Source organism: Paenibacillus sp. 22594, assembly GCF_052044425.1.
Classification (GTDB): Bacteria; Bacillota; Bacilli; order Paenibacillales; family Paenibacillaceae; genus Paenibacillus_AQ.
Map to the genome: position 1 here is coordinate 43,091 of NZ_JBQENA010000006.1, position 18,850 is coordinate 61,940.

Sequence of the window (18,850 nt, forward strand, 5' to 3'; positions counted from 1 at the left end):
CTGCCCAAATCAGGGCAGTTTTTTTGTGGGTGAAGCCGTGGAAATTGTCGAAATGCCTCTGTTTTGCCTTGTACTTTTTATCGCTGCTTAATACTTCCGCTATATGCTGGGAAGAGAGTGACAAAATTCACGAGAAAAAAACAAACAGGTGACCTAATGACGAAACGAATGGCAATAACCCAAAAACTATCGGCAATTCCCCAGTATCTTCGGCACATCAATGGCAGGCTGCATAACGAGGTGAAGGAGCTGGGAAGGCTGTCGGCCCTGCTGGATATTATGAATCATGGACGGCTGGATACCTTTTTTCAACCGATTCTGCAACTGAGAAGCGGGCTGACGATGGGTCATGAGGTACTGAACAGGCCTCCCAACTCTACGCAATTTCCGACCACGGAGCATTTCTATGAATTTGCCGGCCGTACGGATCAGATGTTCAGATTCGAGCATTACTGCCGGCGGATTTCGCTCTCTCGCTATATGGAACGGCTGCCGGAAGGCGAAGCATGGACAGACAGACTTGTATTTATCAACGTACACCCGGGAGTCCTGAACGATGCCCGGCATAAAAGCGGTGAAACGCTCAGTCTCCTGCAGGAGCTGAATCTCTCCCCGGAGCGAGTTGTATTTGAATTGACCGAGCGGCAGGCAGTCCAGGATTATGTAGGATTCGAGAAAGTGCTCTCACATTACCGTGAGCAGGGCTTCCGTATTGCTGTGGACGATGCCGGCTCCGGCTATAACAGCCTCAAGACACTGGTCTATCTGAAGCCGGAGTTCATCAAGCTGGACAAATCCCTGATCCGTGGCATTCACGGCAACCGGGAGCAGCAGGAGCTATTGGAGCTAATCAGTGAATATGCCTATCGATCCGCTACCCGGGTCATTGCCGAAGGTATCGAAACGGAAGAAGAATTGATGTATTTGCAAATGGCTGGCATTGAATTTGGACAAGGCTATGCGCTTGGCAGACCCGGCCACTGGCCAGTGCGAGGCGCTTTTCCAGCGGATTCACCACAAGTTCCAGTTAGAGGAGGTTATAAGCATGTTTCTTCAGATCGGTGAAATTGCTGAACAAATTCCGGAGATCTCCCCTCACCAGAAATGCGCGTATGTGGACCATATCTTTAAGAGCAATCCTCAGCTTCAGGGTGTGGCAGTGACGGAGGGCGGGCAAGCGGTCGCATTGATCATGAGGATTCGCTTTTACCAGCAGATCGGTACGCTCTATGGCTTCACTCTGTATATGGGCCGATCCGTCGGACTGATCATGGACGGTTCACCGCTGGTTGTAGATTACAAAACGCCGATTACCGAGGTCAGCCGGCTGGCGATGGACAGAAGTGAAGAGCATCTCTATGATTACGTGCTGGTCACCCATGAAGGGGCACTATTTGGAGCGGTGAGCGTAAGGGATTTGCTGCTTAATTTTGCCGAGATCCAGGCGGTAGCCGCGAGCTTTTTGAACCCGCTGACCGGTCTGCCGGGTAATCTGAGCATAAATGAGTGGATGGTGAAATCGCTGCTGCAGGAGCAGTTCAGTGTACTGTACATAGATCTGGATCATTTCAAGGCATATAACGATACATACGGGTTTAAGGAAGGCGACCGGATGATTCAAGCCACGGCGGAGATTCTTAAACATTGCACCTTGCGGCTGGAAGGGTTTTTGGGTCATATCGGCGGGGATGACTTTATTATTTTCATTGATGATTATCGTTATGAGGAATATTGCCGGACCATTATGGCAGAGTTTGATAAGGTGATGCAAGGATTCTATCATCCAGGTCATTTGGCACAGCATTACGTGCTGACCGAGGGCCGCTCAGGCGTGGTGGAAGAAATTCCGCTGGTTTCGATCTCTATAGCCGTTGTTACTAACCGTTACCGTCGATTCGACTCCATTGAAGACCTCTCTTCGGAGGCAGCAAGACTCAAGAAAAAATGCAAAATGATCAAAGGCAGCAGCTATGTCGATGATAGGGATCGCTTCGTAAGTAAAACCTGCTGAACCTTGGGCACTATAGAACTGTAAGGGTGATATGCTTGAACAACTAACGTCAATGCGGTAATATTGACAACAATAAGAGCATGCCAAGACCCTTTCAGTGGAGTGTGATGATTATGCATGTCAAGGGGATGGAAACGTGGGGGGTGTACGAGCCCTTTCACATCATGCTGAATGAATACAGTGTGGCCGATATTGTTATAACACCGCATGCGAAAAGCCGTTATACAGACCGGATCAGTAAGGAAGACGGCAAGGACGTGGATATTGGCGCGTGGATATGGCAATGCGTGAAGCAGAACCGGGTAAGGCCGTATTCACAGAGAGAATATCATGCTTATTTGATCGACAATGACACATCAATGGTGGTCCAGTTCAAGGAACTGGAAGGAGCCACCACGATCTCCGGAGATCCGCTGTATGTGATGGTTGTGGTTACTTTTCTCGGCAATATTTCATCGACTCCCCAGCTGCGGGATCTGAGAGCCTACTTTTCGTGGCTGCGCCATTCCCGCCGCATAAAGCTGGTGAAGAAACGCCGCAGACGCAGATAACGAGCGCACAGTTACAGAAGAAGGCATGCGGCGGAAGGCTGCATGTTTTTTTTGAAAATATAAGAATTTATATGTTTCACGCTATAAATCATCCTTATATTTCTCGCTGAAACGGATTCTGTCCCTTAAAAGGACGGCGAAGCCGTTTCCACTTGAGTTTTTTATATAGAAGGAGTCTTAAGCATGAATTTTCATCAGCTGCATATTTTTTATACCGTTTCCGAGAGAGGAAGTTTCTCTGCCGCGGCACAGACACTTCACATGACACAGCCCGCAGTGACCATGCAGGTTCAGGCGCTGGAGGATTATTTCGGAGCCAAGCTCTTCGACCGTTCCAGTAAAAAAATAATCCTCTCGGAGGCCGGCCGCACACTGCTGCCGTTTGCGCTGCGCAGCATTCAGCTGATGCGGGAGACGGATCAGGCGATGTCGGCGTTTACCCATATGCTGGAGGGACGCCTGCTGCTGGGAGCAAGTCTGACCATTGGGGAGTACGTGCTGCCGCGCCTTTTGGGTCCGTTTGGCAAAACCTATCCCCATATCTCCATTATGATGAAGGTAATGAATACCTCTCAGCTGCTGGAGGAGATTCACAAGCATCAGCTGAATTTCGGCCTGATCGAGGCACCGGTCACCCATCCGGATATGGTCATTGAACCGGTTATGGGAGATGAACTGAAGCTAATCGTACCCCGGGAGCACCCGCTGGCGGAGAAAGATGAAGTCACGCTTGCGGAAGCGCTGCAGCATCCGTTTGTACTTCGTGAACAGGGCTCAGGGACCCGCCGGGTCATGGAAGAACAATTGCTGGCCAAGGGACTGGATCCGGGGGCGATGCGAGTGGTGATGGAGCTAGGAAGTACAGGAGCCGTGAAGTCGGCGGTGGAAGCAGGGCTCGGACTCACCATTATTTCTACCTCCTCGGTTAAACATGAAGTGGCGCTGGGATTGCTGAAGATTGTCAACATTACGGATGCCTCTTTCAAAAGACAGTTTTATGCGATCCATCTCAAATCGACGCTGCTGCCTATTTCTGCGGTGACGTTTCTGACGTTTTTGCGTGACCATGCAGGAGATCAGTAAAGAGTATAATCAATTTGTACATACGCTCATCCGCATATTTGGGGTATTATGGGAATCAATATGCTGAAATTATCGAGCGGAGGATACTTATGACCATTGTACTGCAGGGAGAAAAAGTTACGCTGAGGGATCTGACGGAAGAGGACATCCGCACCATTTATTATTATGAATATGAAGCGGAGGACAGGGAGCATCTGCTCTGGAATGGTCCTTACGGGACGCAGGAATGGGAAAGCTATGAAACGTTCGCGTCAAAATTTACCGAGACCTTGGCTCTGGTATATACCGACGAACCCCGCAGCCGTCTGGTGATTGATATTGACGGCGAACTCAAAGGAACGGTAGGCAGATATTGGGTGTCGAAGGAGACGAACTGGTTTGAAATCGGAATTGTTCTGTTTGATTCGCGGTTTTGGTCAGGCGGATATGGGACCGAGGCATTCCGGATGTGGATGCAATATCTTTTTGAGGCCATGGATACGGTCCGGCTCGGAATAGGCACGTGGTCGGGGAATATCCGGATGATGGGGTTGGCCGCGAAATGCGGCATGATCGAAGAGGCGCGGGTACGCAAGGCGCGGATTGTGCGAGGTGAGTACTACGATGCCATTAAGATGGGGATTCTTCGTGAGGAATGGGAAGCAGCAAGGAGCCAATAGACTTGAAGGGCAGGTAGGATAATGGGGCAGGAGCATAAGAACAGCCAATTAAAAGATCAGACGGGCAGCGGTTTCTCAGGCAGAGCTGATTTGCATACCCATACATTATCTTCGGACGGAATGCAGCCTCCGGCTGAGAATGTAAGATTGGCCTATGAAAAAGGGCTGGCGGCAGTAGCAATCACGGATCACGATACGGTGGCCGGAGTCGCTGAAGCCCTTGAGGCCGGGCAGAAATACGGCATTACTGTTGTTCCCGGAGTCGAAATCAGTACGCGAGCCGGCGGGAAAGAGATTCATGTGCTGGGCTATTACATGGATACACAACAGGAACTGTTTCTGTCCAGGCTTGCAGAGCAAAGAGATACCCGCGCACAGCGGAACGAGGCGATCATTGCGAAGCTGCAGGGACTGGGCATCGACATTACGCTGGACCAAGTTACCGCAGGCATTGGACGGGAGCTGAAGCCCGACGAGAGCGTGGGCCGTCCGCATATTGCCGACGCATTGGTGCGTCTAGGGGCGGCTTCGGATATGCGTGATGCGTTCGACAAATATCTGGCTGAAGGTGCTTCGGCTTATGTGTCACCGCCGCGCATCACGCCGGAGCTGGCATGCGACTGGATTGTTGAAGCAGGCGGAGCAGCGGTACTTGCCCATCCTGGAATCTACGGGGACGATGAGCTGGTCCGCGGTATTATTGAACGCAGTGCGCTGCGCGGCATCGAGGTTTACCATTCGGACCACGGCGCTGCCGATGAAGAACGTTACCTCGCGCTCGCTGAAGAATATGGACTGCTGGTCACCGGCGGTTCGGATTTCCACGGTGCGCGCCAAGGGGTTGTGTTTCATGGAGAGATTGGCAGCGTTTCGGTGCCGGTCGCGGTGCTGGAGCGGCTGAAGGGTGTGTCAGCCGGATCTTAGGTAAAGTGAAGCTGAATTGCTGCATGGGAAGTGGTTCGTGGTCCCGAATATGCAGACTGAGCAAAGCAACGGTAAAAATGCTGTTGTTGAAGCACAATCGGCGAGAAGAGCGGGTAATAACGGCAGAAATGCCGTTGTTGAAGCACTATTGGCTAGAAGAGTGGGTAATAACGGCAGAAATTCCGTTATCAGGGCTCTAAAGGTGAAAATAGGTAGGAAAAACGGCAGAAATGCCGTTGTTAGCGGCTCCCGTCGTGCCATACCTGCTTTCATAATACATAAAGAACCACCAGCCATGGACATCTGTCTTTTGGCTGGTGGTTCTTTATGTTTAAGAATGCAGCCCAGAGTTACAGCAGCAATCCGTAGTATGCCTTAATTCTTGAGCGTATTCGGCAGACTTTTAATCCGTTCCTCGTCAGGAGTGACGAAAAGGGTCTTTTGATGATCGTAGATGACGAAGCCGGGCTTGGCCCCGCTGGGCTTGCGGACATGACGGATGAGTGTACAGTCCACAGGGACGCTGCTCGATTGCTTGGCTTGGCTGAAATAAGCAGCCAGTTGTGCAGCTTCCTCAAGCGTAGCATCTCCAAACGACTCGCTGCGGATCACCACATGAGAGCCGGGAATGTCCTTGGTGTGCAACCAGGTATCATTGGCCGAAGCCAGACGGTTCGTGACATACTCGTTTTGAAGATTGTTTTTACCAACATAGATTTCCACGCCTTCCGAAGAAGTGAACACCTGCAGAGTAGGGCGGGTGGCTTTTTTCTTCTTTTTGCCCTTCTTACTGCGGTCGCGCAGGTAACCCTGACCCACTAGCTCATCGCGGATTTCCTCGATGTCATTCAATGAAGCATGGGCCAGTTGCTGCAGCAGTGTTTCCATGTAAGCAATTTCCTCATGGGTTTTGAGCAGCTGTTCGTTGATTACCAGCAGGCTGTTCTTGTATTTGTTGTATTTCTTGAAATACCGCTGTGCATTGTCTGAAGGAGTGAGCAGCGGATCTAGCGGGATAGTGATTTCTGCCTGGTCCACATCGTAATAATTCACAAGTGTAGCTTGCTTGTCGCCTTTGGAGACGGCATGTAATGAAGCGAACAGCAGCTCACCCCAGATCCGGAATTGATCGGCATCATGGGCTTCGTCCAGGTCTTTTTTCAGATTGGCGAGCTTCTTGACGTTTTTGCTCCGTTCATTACTCAGGAAACGGATCAGGTCACTAACCCGTTGCTTCACTGTATCACGCTCGGCTTTATCTCCGTAATAATCCTCCAGGCAAGCACTGATGGAGCTGTAATGCTTCACATGCTCATCCTGAAGTGTAAGCGCAATGGCCGAGAAGACGGGTTTGCCTTTGGCGTTTGCTCCTGACATTGGGGAAAAGCTGAATGTCCGCACTGGCGCAAGCACTTTGTCAAAAGCTCTCCATAATGACATCATCTCGTCTGTCCAATGTTCATCCGACTTGGGTGAAACAACAGATGTACCACCTGCGGAGTCGGCTGATGAAGTTGGCCCGGTTACGCCGCTCTGCCGTACAATCTCTCCGGCAATCAGCGGACTCATGCCGCTGAAGGCATGCACGATCCATTGGATAGGGTCGGCTGAGGGTGCGGGACCACCGGAGCCGTCCGCCTTGGGCTCCTCCAGCGACTTCAAGAGGTCGGCGAGCTCGCCCTCAATCATCTCTTCTGGCTCCTGTTCTTCACCGGAGCCAACTGTCAGCGCTTCCTGCTCGGCAGCTGCGGCGAGACTTATAAATGCCTCTTGGCCGATCTCCAAAGGATTCAGCTTATGCTGCTGCGGCGGGTCGATATAGGCGATGCCGGGCATAACATTCCGGTAGCTGCTGATCGTAGGAGTCACATGATGAATGCCGTCGATAATGGTGCCTGTTGCAAGATCGGTAAGAATGATATTGCTGTGCCGGCCCATAAGCTCGATGATGATTTTTTTGGCCGATACATCTCCGAGCTCATCCCGGGTTCTTACCTGGATATGAATGATGCGCTCCAACCCAACTTGACTGATGCTCTCGATGGTTCCGCCTTCACAGTGCTTGCGCATCAGCATGCAGAACATCGGCGCTTCTGCCGGATTAATGCTGTTTCTGTCGGTCAGATGAACCCGCGGGTAAGTGGGATTGGCAGAGAGCAGCAGCTTGCCGCCACCCCCGGAGCCACGGAGGATGAAGATTAGATCGTGTGTACTGGGTTGATATATTTTGCCGATACGTGCACCAATAAAGGATTGAAGCTCGTGCACGATCGCTCTGGTTACTATGCCGTCTAATGCCATGATCATGTTCTCCTGTCGGCTGATAATAAAGTACTCTCTCTATGATGCCATACTTTGACACATTTGCGCAAAAGGGGAAGCCATGGCAGAAGTGATATTTTGGGACGACTATGAATACACTTGGACATGAACAGGTGGAAAAGCTGTGCGCCGCCGGAAGTCAAGAAACGACCGGGAGGGGAAAGAAGGAATATGGAACAAAAAAGTTGGCACCGGCTCGGTGCAGAGGAACTGCAGAAGATGTTCGGCGTTCATCCGGGATCGGGCCTAAGCGGAGAGGATGCCGCGCAGAGGCTGATGGAGAACGGACACAATGAGCTGTCGGAAGGGAAGGCGATATCTCCGCTTACCCTGATGCTTAACCAGTTCAAGGATTTCATGGTGCTGGTGCTGATGGGAGCGACGCTGGTGTCCGGTCTGCTGGGCGAATACCTGGACGCCATAACGATTGTCGCTATTATTATGCTGAACGGGGTTCTGGGTTTTGTCCAGGAATTCCGCGCCGAACGTTCGCTGCGTGCGCTCAAGCAGCTCTCGGCACCTTCTGCAAAGGTGCTGCGCGATGGAAAGATTGAGCACATTCCCGCCAAAATGCTGGTGCCTGGCGACATTGTGCAGCTGGAGAGCGGTGACCGGATTCCGGCCGATGTCCGCTGGCTGCAGTGCAGCGCTTTGTATGCTGAGGAGTCTGCGTTAACCGGTGAATCACTACCCGTCTCCAAGCATTCGGAAGCCATTCATGCCGAGGAAATTCCGCTTGGTGACCAGAAAAATATCGGATTCATGGGCACAATGGTCACAAGGGGAACGGGCCGGGCCATCGTTATTCGCACCGGCATGGATACCGAGATGGGCAAAATAGCCGATCTGATCCTGAATACCGAATCTCAGGAAACCCCACTCCAGCATCGGCTGGAGCAGCTGGGGAAGATTCTGATCTACGTTTCACTCGGCCTGACTATTGTAGTTGTCGCAGCAGGTATTCTGCATGGGCAACCTGTAGCTGCTATGTTTCTTGCTGGTGTAAGCCTTGCTGTAGCGGCGATTCCGGAAGGGCTGCCGGCCATTGTCACCATTGCGCTTGCACTCGGCGTTCAGCGGATGATCAAACGCAAGGCCATTGTCCGCAAGCTGCCATCGGTCGAAACACTCGGGTGTGCCTCGGTGATCTGTTCCGATAAGACGGGAACGTTAACCCAGAACAAAATGACGGTCACGCGGCTATGGAGTGCCGGGCGGAATCTGGAGGTAACGGGTGAAGGCTATACCCCAATCGGACATGTGCTGCAAAAGGGCAAGCCCATCGACCTTAAAAATGATCAAAACCTGCGGCGCATGCTCCAGATCGGCGCACTGTGCAGCAATGCAGAGATTATTGAAACCTTTCCCGGAGAAATCCGGAGCAAACGCAAAGGCAAGGATAAAGAGAAAGAGAAAAGCGGTGAAGCCGGCAAGAATGTGGCCAATCCGTCTGTATGGGAGCTGAAAGGTGACCCAACGGAAGGGGCACTGGTTACTTTATCCGCAAAAATGGGGCTGACTGCGCAGTCGCTTGCTGTAACGTATACAAGGGAAACGGAGTTCCCGTTCGACTCGGAACGCAAGCTGATGTCAGTGGTTGTGAATCATCCGGGCGGTAAAATGATCTGTACCAAAGGTGCGCCGGATGTCCTGCTGAACTGCTGCTCCTATATGCTGTGGGAAGGTGCAGTCGTACCTTGCACACCTACCTTGCGCCAGAAGGTGCTGGAGGCCAATGAAGAAATGGCATCGGGTGCGCTGCGTGTTCTGGGAATGGCTTACAGGGAAATGCGTTCCGGTGAAGTTGCAGGCAGTGAAAAAGAAGCTGAATGCCAATTGGTCTTCGCCGGACTGGCCGGGATGATCGATCCGCCGCGCCGTGAGGTGCGCGATGCTATCAGCATCACCCGCAGAGCAGGAATCAAGACAGTGATGATTACCGGAGACCACGGAACCACAGCAGAAGCGATTGCCCATCAGCTGGGTATTTTGCAGCGTGGCGGAACCGTATTAACCGGCAGCCAGCTCACCCGGATGGATGACGATGCCCTCGATAAGGTATCGGATAACGTATACGTGTATGCCAGGGTCTCCCCTGAGCATAAGCTGCGCATCGTCAAGTCCCTGCAGCGCCATGGGCATGTCGTGGCGATGACAGGGGATGGGGTTAATGACGCCCCAGCGATTAAAGCGGCGGATATCGGGATCTCCATGGGGGTCACAGGAACAGACGTAACCAAAGAAGCTTCTTCGCTCATTCTGGGCGACGACAACTTCTCTACTATAGTAGCGGCTATTGAGGAAGGACGGAACATTTACGAGAATATCCGCAAATTTATCCGTTATCTGCTCGCCTCGAACGTAGGGGAAATTCTGACGATGTTCTTTGCCATGATGCTGGGCCTCCCCCTGCCTCTGGTTCCCATCCAGATTCTCTGGGTCAATCTGGTAACCGACGGCCTGCCAGCGATGGCACTTGGGGTGGATCAGGCTGAGAAAGATTTGATGGAGCACAAACCGCGCGGATCGAAGGAGAACATCTTTGCCCGCCGCCTCGGCTGGAAAATCATCAGCCGCGGGCTGCTAATCGGCCTCTGCACTTTAGCCGCCTTCTGGCTGACGCTGCGAATTGACCCCGGCAGTCCGCAGCAGCTGATCCGGGCGCAATCCGTTGCTTTTGCCACCCTGGTTATGGCCCAGCTGATTCACGTCTTTGACTGCCGCAGCTCCCGCTCAGTGTTCCACCGCAATCCGTTTCAGAACAAATATCTGGTGCTCGCTGTGCTCTCGTCAGTTCTGCTGATGCTGGTAGTTATGTATCTGCCTGTGCTCCAGCCAGTCTTCAAGACCGTGCCGCTTACCTTCCGTGAATGGTGTCTGGTGCTTGTCACCGCCGGTATTCCTACCTTCCTGATGGGAGCTGGCAGCGTGTGGGGCGGCAAGAAGAACCGCAGCCGCAGCGGAGGACGTGCAATGATAAAAAGTACAAAAATTTCGGCATAAAATCAATAGCTTAAACCCACTCCTTAAGGTATGCTTGGTTCACTGTTACTAACCTTTAGGAGTGGAATCTCAATGGAATTTACCAAAATGCATGGCCTTGGCAATGACTTTATTATCGTTTTCGGCGAGCAGGAGCTTCCTGCTAATGCCTCTGAGCTTGCAGTTACCCTGTGCAACCGGTTCTTCGGCATAGGTGCGGACGGGCTGGTCTATATACTGCCGTCGGAACGCGGTGACTATATGATGCGCATTATGAATTCGGACGGATCGGAAGCAGAGCAATGCGGGAACGCGATCCGCTGTGTGTCCAAATATGTCTATGAGCACGGACTGGTTGGCTCTGAACAGATTGTTATCGAAACCATTGGTGCCGGTGAGCAGAAGGTATCCCTGAAGGTGAAAGACGGCGTGGTGGAGACGGTAACGGTTGATATGGGAGAGCCTGTGTTGTCAGGAACACAGATACCTGTGGCTATCGATGCCGAGCCTGTGCTGGACCAGCCGATTGAAGCGGATGGCAGAGAGTTCAAATTCACCGCTGTATCTATGGGCAATCCGCATTGTGTAATCTACGTGGATGATGCAGTAGGCTTTGACCTGACCACTTGGGGGCCAAAGCTGGAGGTACACCCGCTGTTTCCGAGAAAAGTCAACGTTGAATTCGCCACCGTGCTGGACCGTGGACATGTCGATATGCGTGTCTGGGAACGTGGGGCGGGACCTACCTTGGCCTGCGGAACCGGTGCTTGCGCCACATTGGTCTCCTCTGTACTGAATGGTCTAACCGACCGCTCCGCGACGATCAGCCTGAAGGGCGGCGATCTCTATATTGAATGGAACGAGGAAGACAACCATGTCTACATGACTGGCCCGGCCCAGGTGGTATACACAGGTTCAGTGGACATTTAATCTGCCTCACCATATTTAGGAATCAACAATAAAAAGAGCTATTTTCAAGCGGAATCTTTCACTTGAAGATAGCTCTTTTTCGTATTTGCGCATGATTGTGAATCAATGCACAACCAGAAAAGATGCTTTTGCTGAAAAAAGTCGAAAAAATACACAAGAAATTAGAGCGATCATCCGATATAGATTATAAGTTTTTACAGTTTTAGAAAATTGTTTTTCAGAGTTTGATCAGCATTAGAAAGGTGGACATTCATGAAACACAAATCAACCAGGATTTCGGCAATTTTTTTGACCTCTGTGATGTTGATATCACTTGTGGGGTGTACAGGGAAAGGTAACGAAGAAGTTAAAAAGTCGGATGAACAAATCACATTGAATTTTATGTGGTGGGGTAAACCGAGCCGTAAGGAGATCACGTTAAAGGTTATTGATTTGTTTGAGAAAGAGAATCCCAATATTAAAATTAATACCGAGGATTACTCTTCAACTGCTGAGGTAGCCCAGAAGCTGGCGATGGAAACCGCTGAGCAAAAAACACCGGATATCATGCAGACAGACTATAATTTTGCTTTTAACTATGTCACCCATCACTTGATTGAGCCACTCGAACCGTATATGAAGTCCAACGTCCTTGATCTGTCCGATGTGGATAAATCCTATCTGGCCTCAGGACAGTATGAAGGGAAACAGTATGGTATTCCAATGGGATCGAATGCTCTGGGAATCGCATATGACCCTGAAATGTTTAAACAGTATGGTATAGAGCCACTTCAGGATTCGTATTCCATTCAGGATATGCAACAAACTATGCAGCAATTTAAAGACAAGGTTCAAACCCCGGGTTTTTATCCTTTATATGCGATGTTTGATTTACCCTATTGGTTCAGAATGAAGGGTGAATCTTTTTACAATAAGGAGAAAACAGGTCTTGGTTTCAAAGATGCTACCCTGGTTGAATATCTGACACTGACGAAAACATGGCTGGATCAGGGGCTTCTGAACCCCGGTACAGATTCATCCAAGGATGAGAAAAACCCGCTGGCAACAGGGAAAACTGCATTTTTGCAACTTGTAAGCAACCAAATGGTTTCAAATGGTGACGAAGCGGGCAGAACACTGAAAATCATGAACCTTCCTACGGTTGAAGGAGCCACTGCGGAAGGGAACTTTGTGAAACCTTCTATGTTTATCATGGTCTCTTCTTATTCTAAACATAAGGAAGCGGCGGTTAAATTCGTTGATTTTCTCACTAATAACAAGGAAGCAAATAACATTCTTAAGGGTGACCGCGGAGTTCCGATTGCAACTAAAATCGCAGAACAATTATCCATTCAATCCACCGAACAGGGGAAAGAACAATACTCATACATGAGTTATATTGCCAAACACTCCACCCCAATTGATCCGCCAGCACCGCTGTCTGATGCGGTCGTTCAAAACGCTCTGAAAATTATACTGAAAAACCTGTATGCCGGCAGTATTACACCAGAGCAGGCTGCAAGCACGTTCAGAGCACAGGCTGAAGAGATTTTGGGACCAAGGGAGGAGGGAAGCAAGTGAACAGGATGAAGGGTGTCTTTCAAGCGAAAAGTATAAAACAGCGTCTATACATAGGGTTTGGTATCATTTTGATTTTCCTGGTGTTTCTCGGAGTTACCGGATACATGTATCTCTCGCAAATTAACGGAACCTATACCAGCCTCCTGAAAAAACAAGTGGCTACGATTGGCTTAATAAAAGATTTGAATACTACAATCGAATCCGAACATGCGAATGTATCCGATTTTATCATTTCTGCAGATCCGAAAAAAATGGATGCTTATGCAGCCGCACGCCTCAAATTCACGGAACATCATGCGAAGCTGGAATCACTGATCACGGACCCTGGTAAACAGCAGATTTTGGCCGGGTTAGATTTGCTGCAACTTCAATTCATAGTAATATCCGATCAGATGATTGACGCTAAAAATAAAGGTGAAACAGAGAGCATTGTCTCTATTGCAGTCAATCAAAGCGCCGTATTGGATAAATTTGTTGAAGTAGCCCGTAACCTGGTTACCTCGGAACAGACGGAATCTGATAATAGAACTGCAATGGCGCAACAACGTGCAAAAGATGTGGAATCCACAATTATTGGAATCAGCATCATATCTCTAATTGCAGCAGCGGCATCATCTGTGCTGATCAGCAGTCAGATAACGAAGCCCATTAAGCTGTTGCAGACAGCGGCTGTCCGGATTGCAAACGGAGATTTGACAGTTAACGAGATTCAGATCAAGAACAAGGATGAGCTTGGCGATTTGGCGGTTTCCTTTAATCACATGTCGGGCAATCTGCGGCATCTGATTCAGGGAATCGGGTCTCATGCAGAGCAGGTTGCAGCCTCCGCCGAAGAACTGACAGCCGGTGCTGAACAAACAAGCCAGGCCACTGAACATATTGCTCACGTTACTGAGGATCTGGCCCAAGGAACGGAAAAACAAGTTGAAAGTATAGCCGGAAGCATGAAGATGGTAAACAGGATGAATGAGCAGGCAGACTTTATTGAAGAAAGTGCCTCCAGTGTGAATGAGTCCGCCATTAATGCTTCGCAAATTGTGGTTCAGGGATCTGACGCCGTTAAATCAGCTATACAGCAAATGGCCTCGATCCAGAACAACTCTACTGAGATTGCCGTATCCGTTAAATCCCTAGGTGAAAAATCAAAGGAAATCGGTACGATTATTAATTTTATTAATGAGATTGCAGGACAGACGAATCTGTTGTCTTTGAATGCCTCCATCGAAGCGGCGCGTGCAGGAGAAGCCGGCAGAGGATTTGCGGTTGTAGCTTCCGAGGTGAAAAAGCTTGCTGACCAAACCGCCATGTCAGGAAAGCAGATCTCTGAAGTCATCAAGAGCATCCAGCTGGAGAGCGAAATCAGTGTATCCAAGGTATTGAAAGGCGAAGAAGAGGTGCTTGAGGGAATACGTTCCGTCACTGAGGCTGGAGAAGCCTTTGAACAGATAGAATTGGCCATGCATGGTGTGACAGCTGAGATCAGTGAAGTTTCCGAGGCCTCTAAAGAAATGTCCAGTGATACCAAAAAATTGGTTGCAGCTTTTGAAGGGATATCTGTAATTGTCAATGAAACATCCGATGGGACACAGAGTGTTTCAGCTTCTGCGCAGGAAACGCTGGCGACGGTAGAGGAAGTCAATAGTGCCTCTGTGGCTCTGGCAAAAATGTCTGAAGAGTTATTAGAATTGGCTGGGAAATTCAAAATAAGCTAATCCTTCATTACTTTGACAGCAAGTCTCCGATTCGGGGATTTGCTTTTTTTGAGGTCTGGTGAGACGAATGGCTTTTGGCTGATGAAAGCTTATCATCCATCCCGATTTATGTTACATTAGTATGAAACTATGGACTGATTAGGGGAGGTTCTTACGGTGAAGCCGGATTTGCGCTCTGCATGGAAGAATAACGTGTTGGTCGGAGACGGAGCGATGGGAACCTTTTTATATCAAAAAGGCTTCCCGGTCGGCATCTCCTATGAAGAATTGAATCTGACCTCTCCGGAGGTTATTGAGGATGTACACCGGAGCTATATTGAAGCGGGAGCGGTGCTGCTGGAGAGTAATACTTACTCTGCCAATTATGACAAGCTGTCCAAATTTGGCCTGGAGGCCAAGGTGGATGAAATCAACCGTGCAGGTGTGCGGATCGCACGGCATGCCGCCGGGGAAACCGGATATGTCGTAGGTGCGGTAGGTTCGATCCGTGCCGGTAAACGGGCAAATCTGTCCAGCTCAGAGCTGAAACGGTTTTATGCCCAGCAGTTTTCGGCGCTTTTGGAAGAGCAGCCTGACGGGATTATGCTGGAAACGTTCTATGATGTGGAGGAGCTGCATCTGGCTTTAAGAGCGGTCCGTAAGCTCAGCGAGCTTCCGGTGATCTGCCAGCTGGCTGTGGATGAGACCGCACGCACCCTGGACGGATTAACGCTGACGGAGGCTTTCCATATTCTGGAACAGGACGGGGCAGATATTATCGGCTTCAACTGCCGAACCGGACCTAATGGCATTAAGCGTGCACTAAAATCGCTGCAGGGAAGCCTAAGGCTCCCCGCTTCGGTATATCCTAATGCGGGTATCGCCGATTATGTGGACGGGCAGTACCGGTATGGCGCCTCGCCGGATTATTTCGGCCAGATGGCACCGGTTTTTGCGGATATGGGTGCCCGTATTATTGGGGGCTGCTGCGGCACAACACCACAGCATATCGCCGAGATCTCTGCCGCTCTTCGTGAGTATTCGGTACACCCTCTTCCAGAGCCGACAGCCCAGAACAATCTGGAACGCCTGACGGTGCAGGAGCATCTGGGAGAGAACGAAGAACGTGATGGTCATGAACCGACACTGGTCGATCTGGTCAAGGAACGCCACACGGTGATCGTTGAGCTGGATCCGCCGCGTGATCTGGATATTGCAAAGTTCATGCGTGGCGCGGAAGCGCTGCGAAGAGCAGGTGCAGATGCTCTGACACTTGCGGATAACTCGCTCGCTGTGACTCGGATGAGCAACATGGCGCTGGGGCATCTAGTTCAGGCCCGTACGGGCCTGCGTCCTCTGGTTCATATTGCCTGCCGTGACCGCAATCTGATCGGAACCCAATCCCATCTCATGGGCTTCGATGCCTTGGGGATTGACCATGTGCTGGCAGTTACGGGTGACCCGGCCAGGTTCGGCGATTTACCGGGTTCAAGCTCCATCTACGATCTGACCTCATTTGAAATTATACGGATGATCAAGCAGCTGAATGACGGTATCGCCTTCTCCGGCAAGCCGCTGAAGCAGAACGCGAATTTTGTCATCGGAGCCGCATTCAACCCCAACGTTAAGCATTTGGACAAGGCGGTTGAACGTTTGGAGAAAAAGATTGCCTCCGGCGCCGACTATATCATGACCCAGCCTGTTTACGATCCTGAGCTGATCGAACGTATTGCGAAGGCTACGGCGCATCTGGACATTCCAATTTTTATCGGTATCATGCCGCTGGCCAGCGGACGAAACGCGGAATATCTTCATAACGAAGTTCCCGGTATTCAGCTGTCCCCAGAAGTGAGAAGCCGGATGCAGGGTCTGGAAGGCGAAGAAGGACGTGCAGAAGGTGTGCGGATCGCCAAAGAGCTGCTGGATGCGGCTACTGCGCATTTTAATGGCATCTATTTAATGACGCCGTTTATGTTCTATGATATGAGCGTGCAGCTCCTGGAGTATGTGTGGGAGAAACAAGGACGCAAATTGTCCCCCTTGTTTCGCTAGTAATAATCAATTACAATAGTGTAATGGATGTGATTCCGTTGTCATTTAGCATGACCGGATACGGTCAATCATCCCTGCAATTCGGCGGTTACAAGATTACGTTCGAAGTCAAATCGGTGAATAACCGTTACTGCGAAGTTGTACTGCGGATGCCCCGGGATTGGACGGTTTATGAGGATATGCTGCGAAGACAAGTTCAAGCTCATATCAAACGGGGACGAGTGGATGTCATCATTAACAGGGAGCATACCGAAGAAGCTGAGTTGGCACAAGTGCTGAACCGTTCGGCGGTACGTTCCTATTTGAAGTCGGCAGAGCAGTTGCAAGAGGAATTTGGAATTCAAGGTGAACTGCTGCTGCGAGACATCCTTTCGATGCCCGGTGTAATGGAATTCAAAGAAGATGCTCATGCATCTGTCCTGGACCAGGACTTCAAGGATATTCTTGAGCAGGGTCTGAACCAGAGTCTGGAAGCCTTGCTCGAAATGCGAGCCCGGGAAGGCGGATTTCTAGCCGCTGATCTGGGGCGTAGGCTGAATCATCTGGAGGAACTGCATGCTGAAATGGCAGCACTTGCTCCAGTGGTGGTGAACGAGTACCGTGAGAAGCTGCGCCAGCGGCTCAGCGGGCTGAGTGACGGTACGTTCCCTTTTGAAGAGCATAAATTCGGAATGGAAATTGCTGTTTTTGCCGACCGCTGTAATATTGATGAGGAACTTACCCGGCTGTACAGTCATTTTGAACAATGCAAGGCTTTGCTGAAGGGAAGCGAGCCGGCAGGACGCAAGCTGGATTTTCTCATTCAGGAGATGAACAGGGAGACGAATACAATCGGGTCCAAATGCAATCATCTGACTCTGGTGAATCTCACGCTGGATATGAAGGCTGAGCTGGAGAAGATACGTGAACAAGCAGCGAACTTGGAATGACAGTGCTCTGAAGCAAGCAAAGATGTAACCTATGGGGGGAACAACCGGAACATGGCAATTAAATTAATCAACATCGGCTTTGGAAATATCGTATCGGCCAACCGAATTATTTCCATTGTCAGCCCGGAATCTGCACCAATTAAACGTATTATCCAAGAGGCCAGAGACCGGCATATGCTGATCGACGCCACTTACGGCCGCCGGACGCGGGCCGTCATCATTACAGACAGCGATCATGTCATTCTCTCGGCTGTGCAGCCGGAGACTGTGGCACACCGTCTTTCCAGCAAAGATGACGATAACGACGAATAACAACAAATGGAGTGTACTATGTCAAAAGGATTGCTGATCATACTATCCGGCCCGTCCGGTGTTGGTAAAGGAACTGTATGTTCCGCACTGCGGCCGAAGATGCCTGAACTTGTCTATTCTGTTTCCGCCACAACGCGTTTACCGCGTGAAGGCGAAGAAAACGGAGTCAATTATTTTTTCAAAACCAGAGAGCAGTTTGCGGCCATGATTGAAGCCGATCAACTGCTTGAATATGCGGAGTACGTAGGCAACTATTACGGTACTCCGCGTGATTTTGTGGAGCGGACACTCGACAGCGGAAGAGACATTATTCTGGAGATCGAAGTTCAGGGAGCCCTCAAAGTCAAAGACAAATTTCCCGAAGGTATCTTTGTGTTCCTTCTTCCACCGTCCATGGACGAATTGAAGGACCGCATCCGCGGACGCGGTACGGAGCATCCTGATGTCATTAACCACCGTATGTCCGTAGCGGAGGATGAGATCGGCCTGATCCGGCATTACGATTATGCAGTAGTGAATGATGAGATTGATCTGGCCTGCAAGCGAATAGAAAGCATCATCATCGCCGAACATTGTAAGGTGAGATGATAGGCACATCAGAACTCAAGCTCATATCACAGTAAAAGATGAAGAGGTGTTTTACATGCTATATCCATCCATTGACGAAATGATGACCAAAGTCGACAGCAAGTATTCCTTGGTTGTTGCGGCAGCCCGCCGGGCAAGAGCGCTACGTGAAGGCGGCAAGACTGATATCAAAGCTCCGAGATCACATAAGAACGTCGGTGTTGCTCTGGAAGAGATTTATGAAGACCGCATCACTGTAACCCGCGGAGAAGAGTAG

Annotated in this window: 17 protein-coding genes; 16 read left to right on the forward strand and 1 reads right to left on the reverse strand. The window is 50.3% G+C overall.

What is annotated here, in order from left to right; translation table 11 throughout:
* Positions 1-168: 168 nt before the first annotated feature.
* From ACTJKB_RS19430 to ACTJKB_RS19460, 7 genes are all read left to right on the forward strand, one after another.
* Entirely contained in the window at positions 169-1,065 is an 897-nt protein-coding gene (locus ACTJKB_RS19430; protein ID WP_440836042.1) for an EAL domain-containing protein, read from the forward strand.
* The gene (locus ACTJKB_RS19435) at positions 1,046-2,011 is read left to right on the forward strand and encodes a GGDEF domain-containing protein (protein ID WP_440836043.1); all 966 of its coding nucleotides are present in this window, start codon (positions 1,046-1,048) and stop codon (positions 2,009-2,011) included. Before ACTJKB_RS19430 ends, ACTJKB_RS19435 begins: the two co-directional genes overlap by 20 nt.
* Positions 2,012-2,091: 80 nt before the next feature.
* Positions 2,092-2,562 carry a hypothetical protein gene (locus ACTJKB_RS19440; protein ID WP_440836044.1) on the forward strand — a complete coding sequence of 157 codons (471 nt, stop codon included), beginning with the start codon at positions 2,092-2,094 and terminating at the stop codon, positions 2,560-2,562.
* A 183-nt stretch (positions 2,563-2,745) separates the two neighbouring features.
* The gene (locus ACTJKB_RS19445) at positions 2,746-3,645 is read left to right on the forward strand and encodes a LysR family transcriptional regulator (protein ID WP_440836045.1); all 900 of its coding nucleotides are present in this window, start codon (positions 2,746-2,748) and stop codon (positions 3,643-3,645) included.
* Positions 3,646-3,734: 89 nt separating this feature from the next.
* Positions 3,735-4,304: a GNAT family N-acetyltransferase gene (locus tag ACTJKB_RS19450; protein ID WP_440836046.1), complete on the forward strand. Its 570-nt coding sequence runs from the start codon at positions 3,735-3,737 to the stop codon at positions 4,302-4,304.
* A 21-nt stretch (positions 4,305-4,325) separates the two neighbouring features.
* Positions 4,326-5,228, forward strand: coding sequence for a PHP domain-containing protein (locus ACTJKB_RS19455; RefSeq protein WP_440836047.1), 903 nt, complete (start codon positions 4,326-4,328; stop codon positions 5,226-5,228).
* Positions 5,229-5,277: 49 nt separating this feature from the next.
* Positions 5,278-5,607, forward strand: a complete 330-nt coding sequence (locus tag ACTJKB_RS19460; protein WP_440836048.1) for a hypothetical protein — start codon at positions 5,278-5,280, stop codon at positions 5,605-5,607.
* On the opposite strand, the gene ACTJKB_RS19465 is transcribed toward ACTJKB_RS19460, so the two are convergent.
* Positions 5,604-7,529, reverse strand: a complete 1,926-nt coding sequence (locus ACTJKB_RS19465; RefSeq protein ID WP_440836049.1) for an Rqc2 family fibronectin-binding protein — start codon at positions 7,527-7,529, stop codon at positions 5,604-5,606. The genes ACTJKB_RS19460 and ACTJKB_RS19465 overlap by 4 nt on opposite strands.
* Positions 7,530-7,721: 192 nt before the next feature.
* Here ACTJKB_RS19465 and ACTJKB_RS19470 point away from each other — a divergent pair, with 192 nt between their 5' ends.
* From ACTJKB_RS19470 to rpoZ, 9 genes are all read left to right on the forward strand, one after another.
* Complete coding sequence (locus ACTJKB_RS19470) at positions 7,722-10,553, forward strand: calcium-translocating P-type ATPase, SERCA-type (RefSeq protein WP_440836050.1); 2,832 nt, start codon at positions 7,722-7,724, stop codon at positions 10,551-10,553.
* 72 nt (positions 10,554-10,625) lie between these two features.
* On the forward strand, positions 10,626-11,462 hold the full coding sequence (gene dapF, locus ACTJKB_RS19475; protein ID WP_440836051.1) for a diaminopimelate epimerase: 837 nt from the start codon (positions 10,626-10,628) through the stop codon (positions 11,460-11,462).
* Between the two features lie 252 nt (positions 11,463-11,714).
* Positions 11,715-13,022 carry an ABC transporter substrate-binding protein gene (locus ACTJKB_RS19480; RefSeq protein WP_440836052.1) on the forward strand — a complete coding sequence of 436 codons (1,308 nt, stop codon included), beginning with the start codon at positions 11,715-11,717 and terminating at the stop codon, positions 13,020-13,022.
* Positions 13,023-13,027: 5 nt separating this feature from the next.
* Positions 13,028-14,734, forward strand: coding sequence for a methyl-accepting chemotaxis protein (locus ACTJKB_RS19485; protein WP_440836340.1), 1,707 nt, complete (start codon positions 13,028-13,030; stop codon positions 14,732-14,734).
* Positions 14,735-14,890: 156 nt separating this feature from the next.
* Positions 14,891-16,765 (forward strand): bifunctional homocysteine S-methyltransferase/methylenetetrahydrofolate reductase, encoded by a 1,875-nt coding sequence (locus ACTJKB_RS19490; protein ID WP_440836053.1) that lies wholly within the window; start codon positions 14,891-14,893, stop codon positions 16,763-16,765.
* A 38-nt stretch (positions 16,766-16,803) separates the two neighbouring features.
* Positions 16,804-17,694: a YicC/YloC family endoribonuclease gene (locus ACTJKB_RS19495; RefSeq protein ID WP_440836054.1), complete on the forward strand. Its 891-nt coding sequence runs from the start codon at positions 16,804-16,806 to the stop codon at positions 17,692-17,694.
* Between the two features lie 51 nt (positions 17,695-17,745).
* The gene (gene remA / locus ACTJKB_RS19500; protein ID WP_006209218.1) at positions 17,746-18,006 is read left to right on the forward strand and encodes an extracellular matrix/biofilm regulator RemA; all 261 of its coding nucleotides are present in this window, start codon (positions 17,746-17,748) and stop codon (positions 18,004-18,006) included.
* 18 nt (positions 18,007-18,024) lie between these two features.
* Positions 18,025-18,594, forward strand: coding sequence for a guanylate kinase (gene gmk, locus ACTJKB_RS19505; RefSeq protein WP_074112871.1), 570 nt, complete (start codon positions 18,025-18,027; stop codon positions 18,592-18,594).
* 55 nt (positions 18,595-18,649) lie between these two features.
* The gene (gene rpoZ / locus ACTJKB_RS19510; RefSeq protein ID WP_440836055.1) at positions 18,650-18,850 is read left to right on the forward strand and encodes a DNA-directed RNA polymerase subunit omega; all 201 of its coding nucleotides are present in this window, start codon (positions 18,650-18,652) and stop codon (positions 18,848-18,850) included.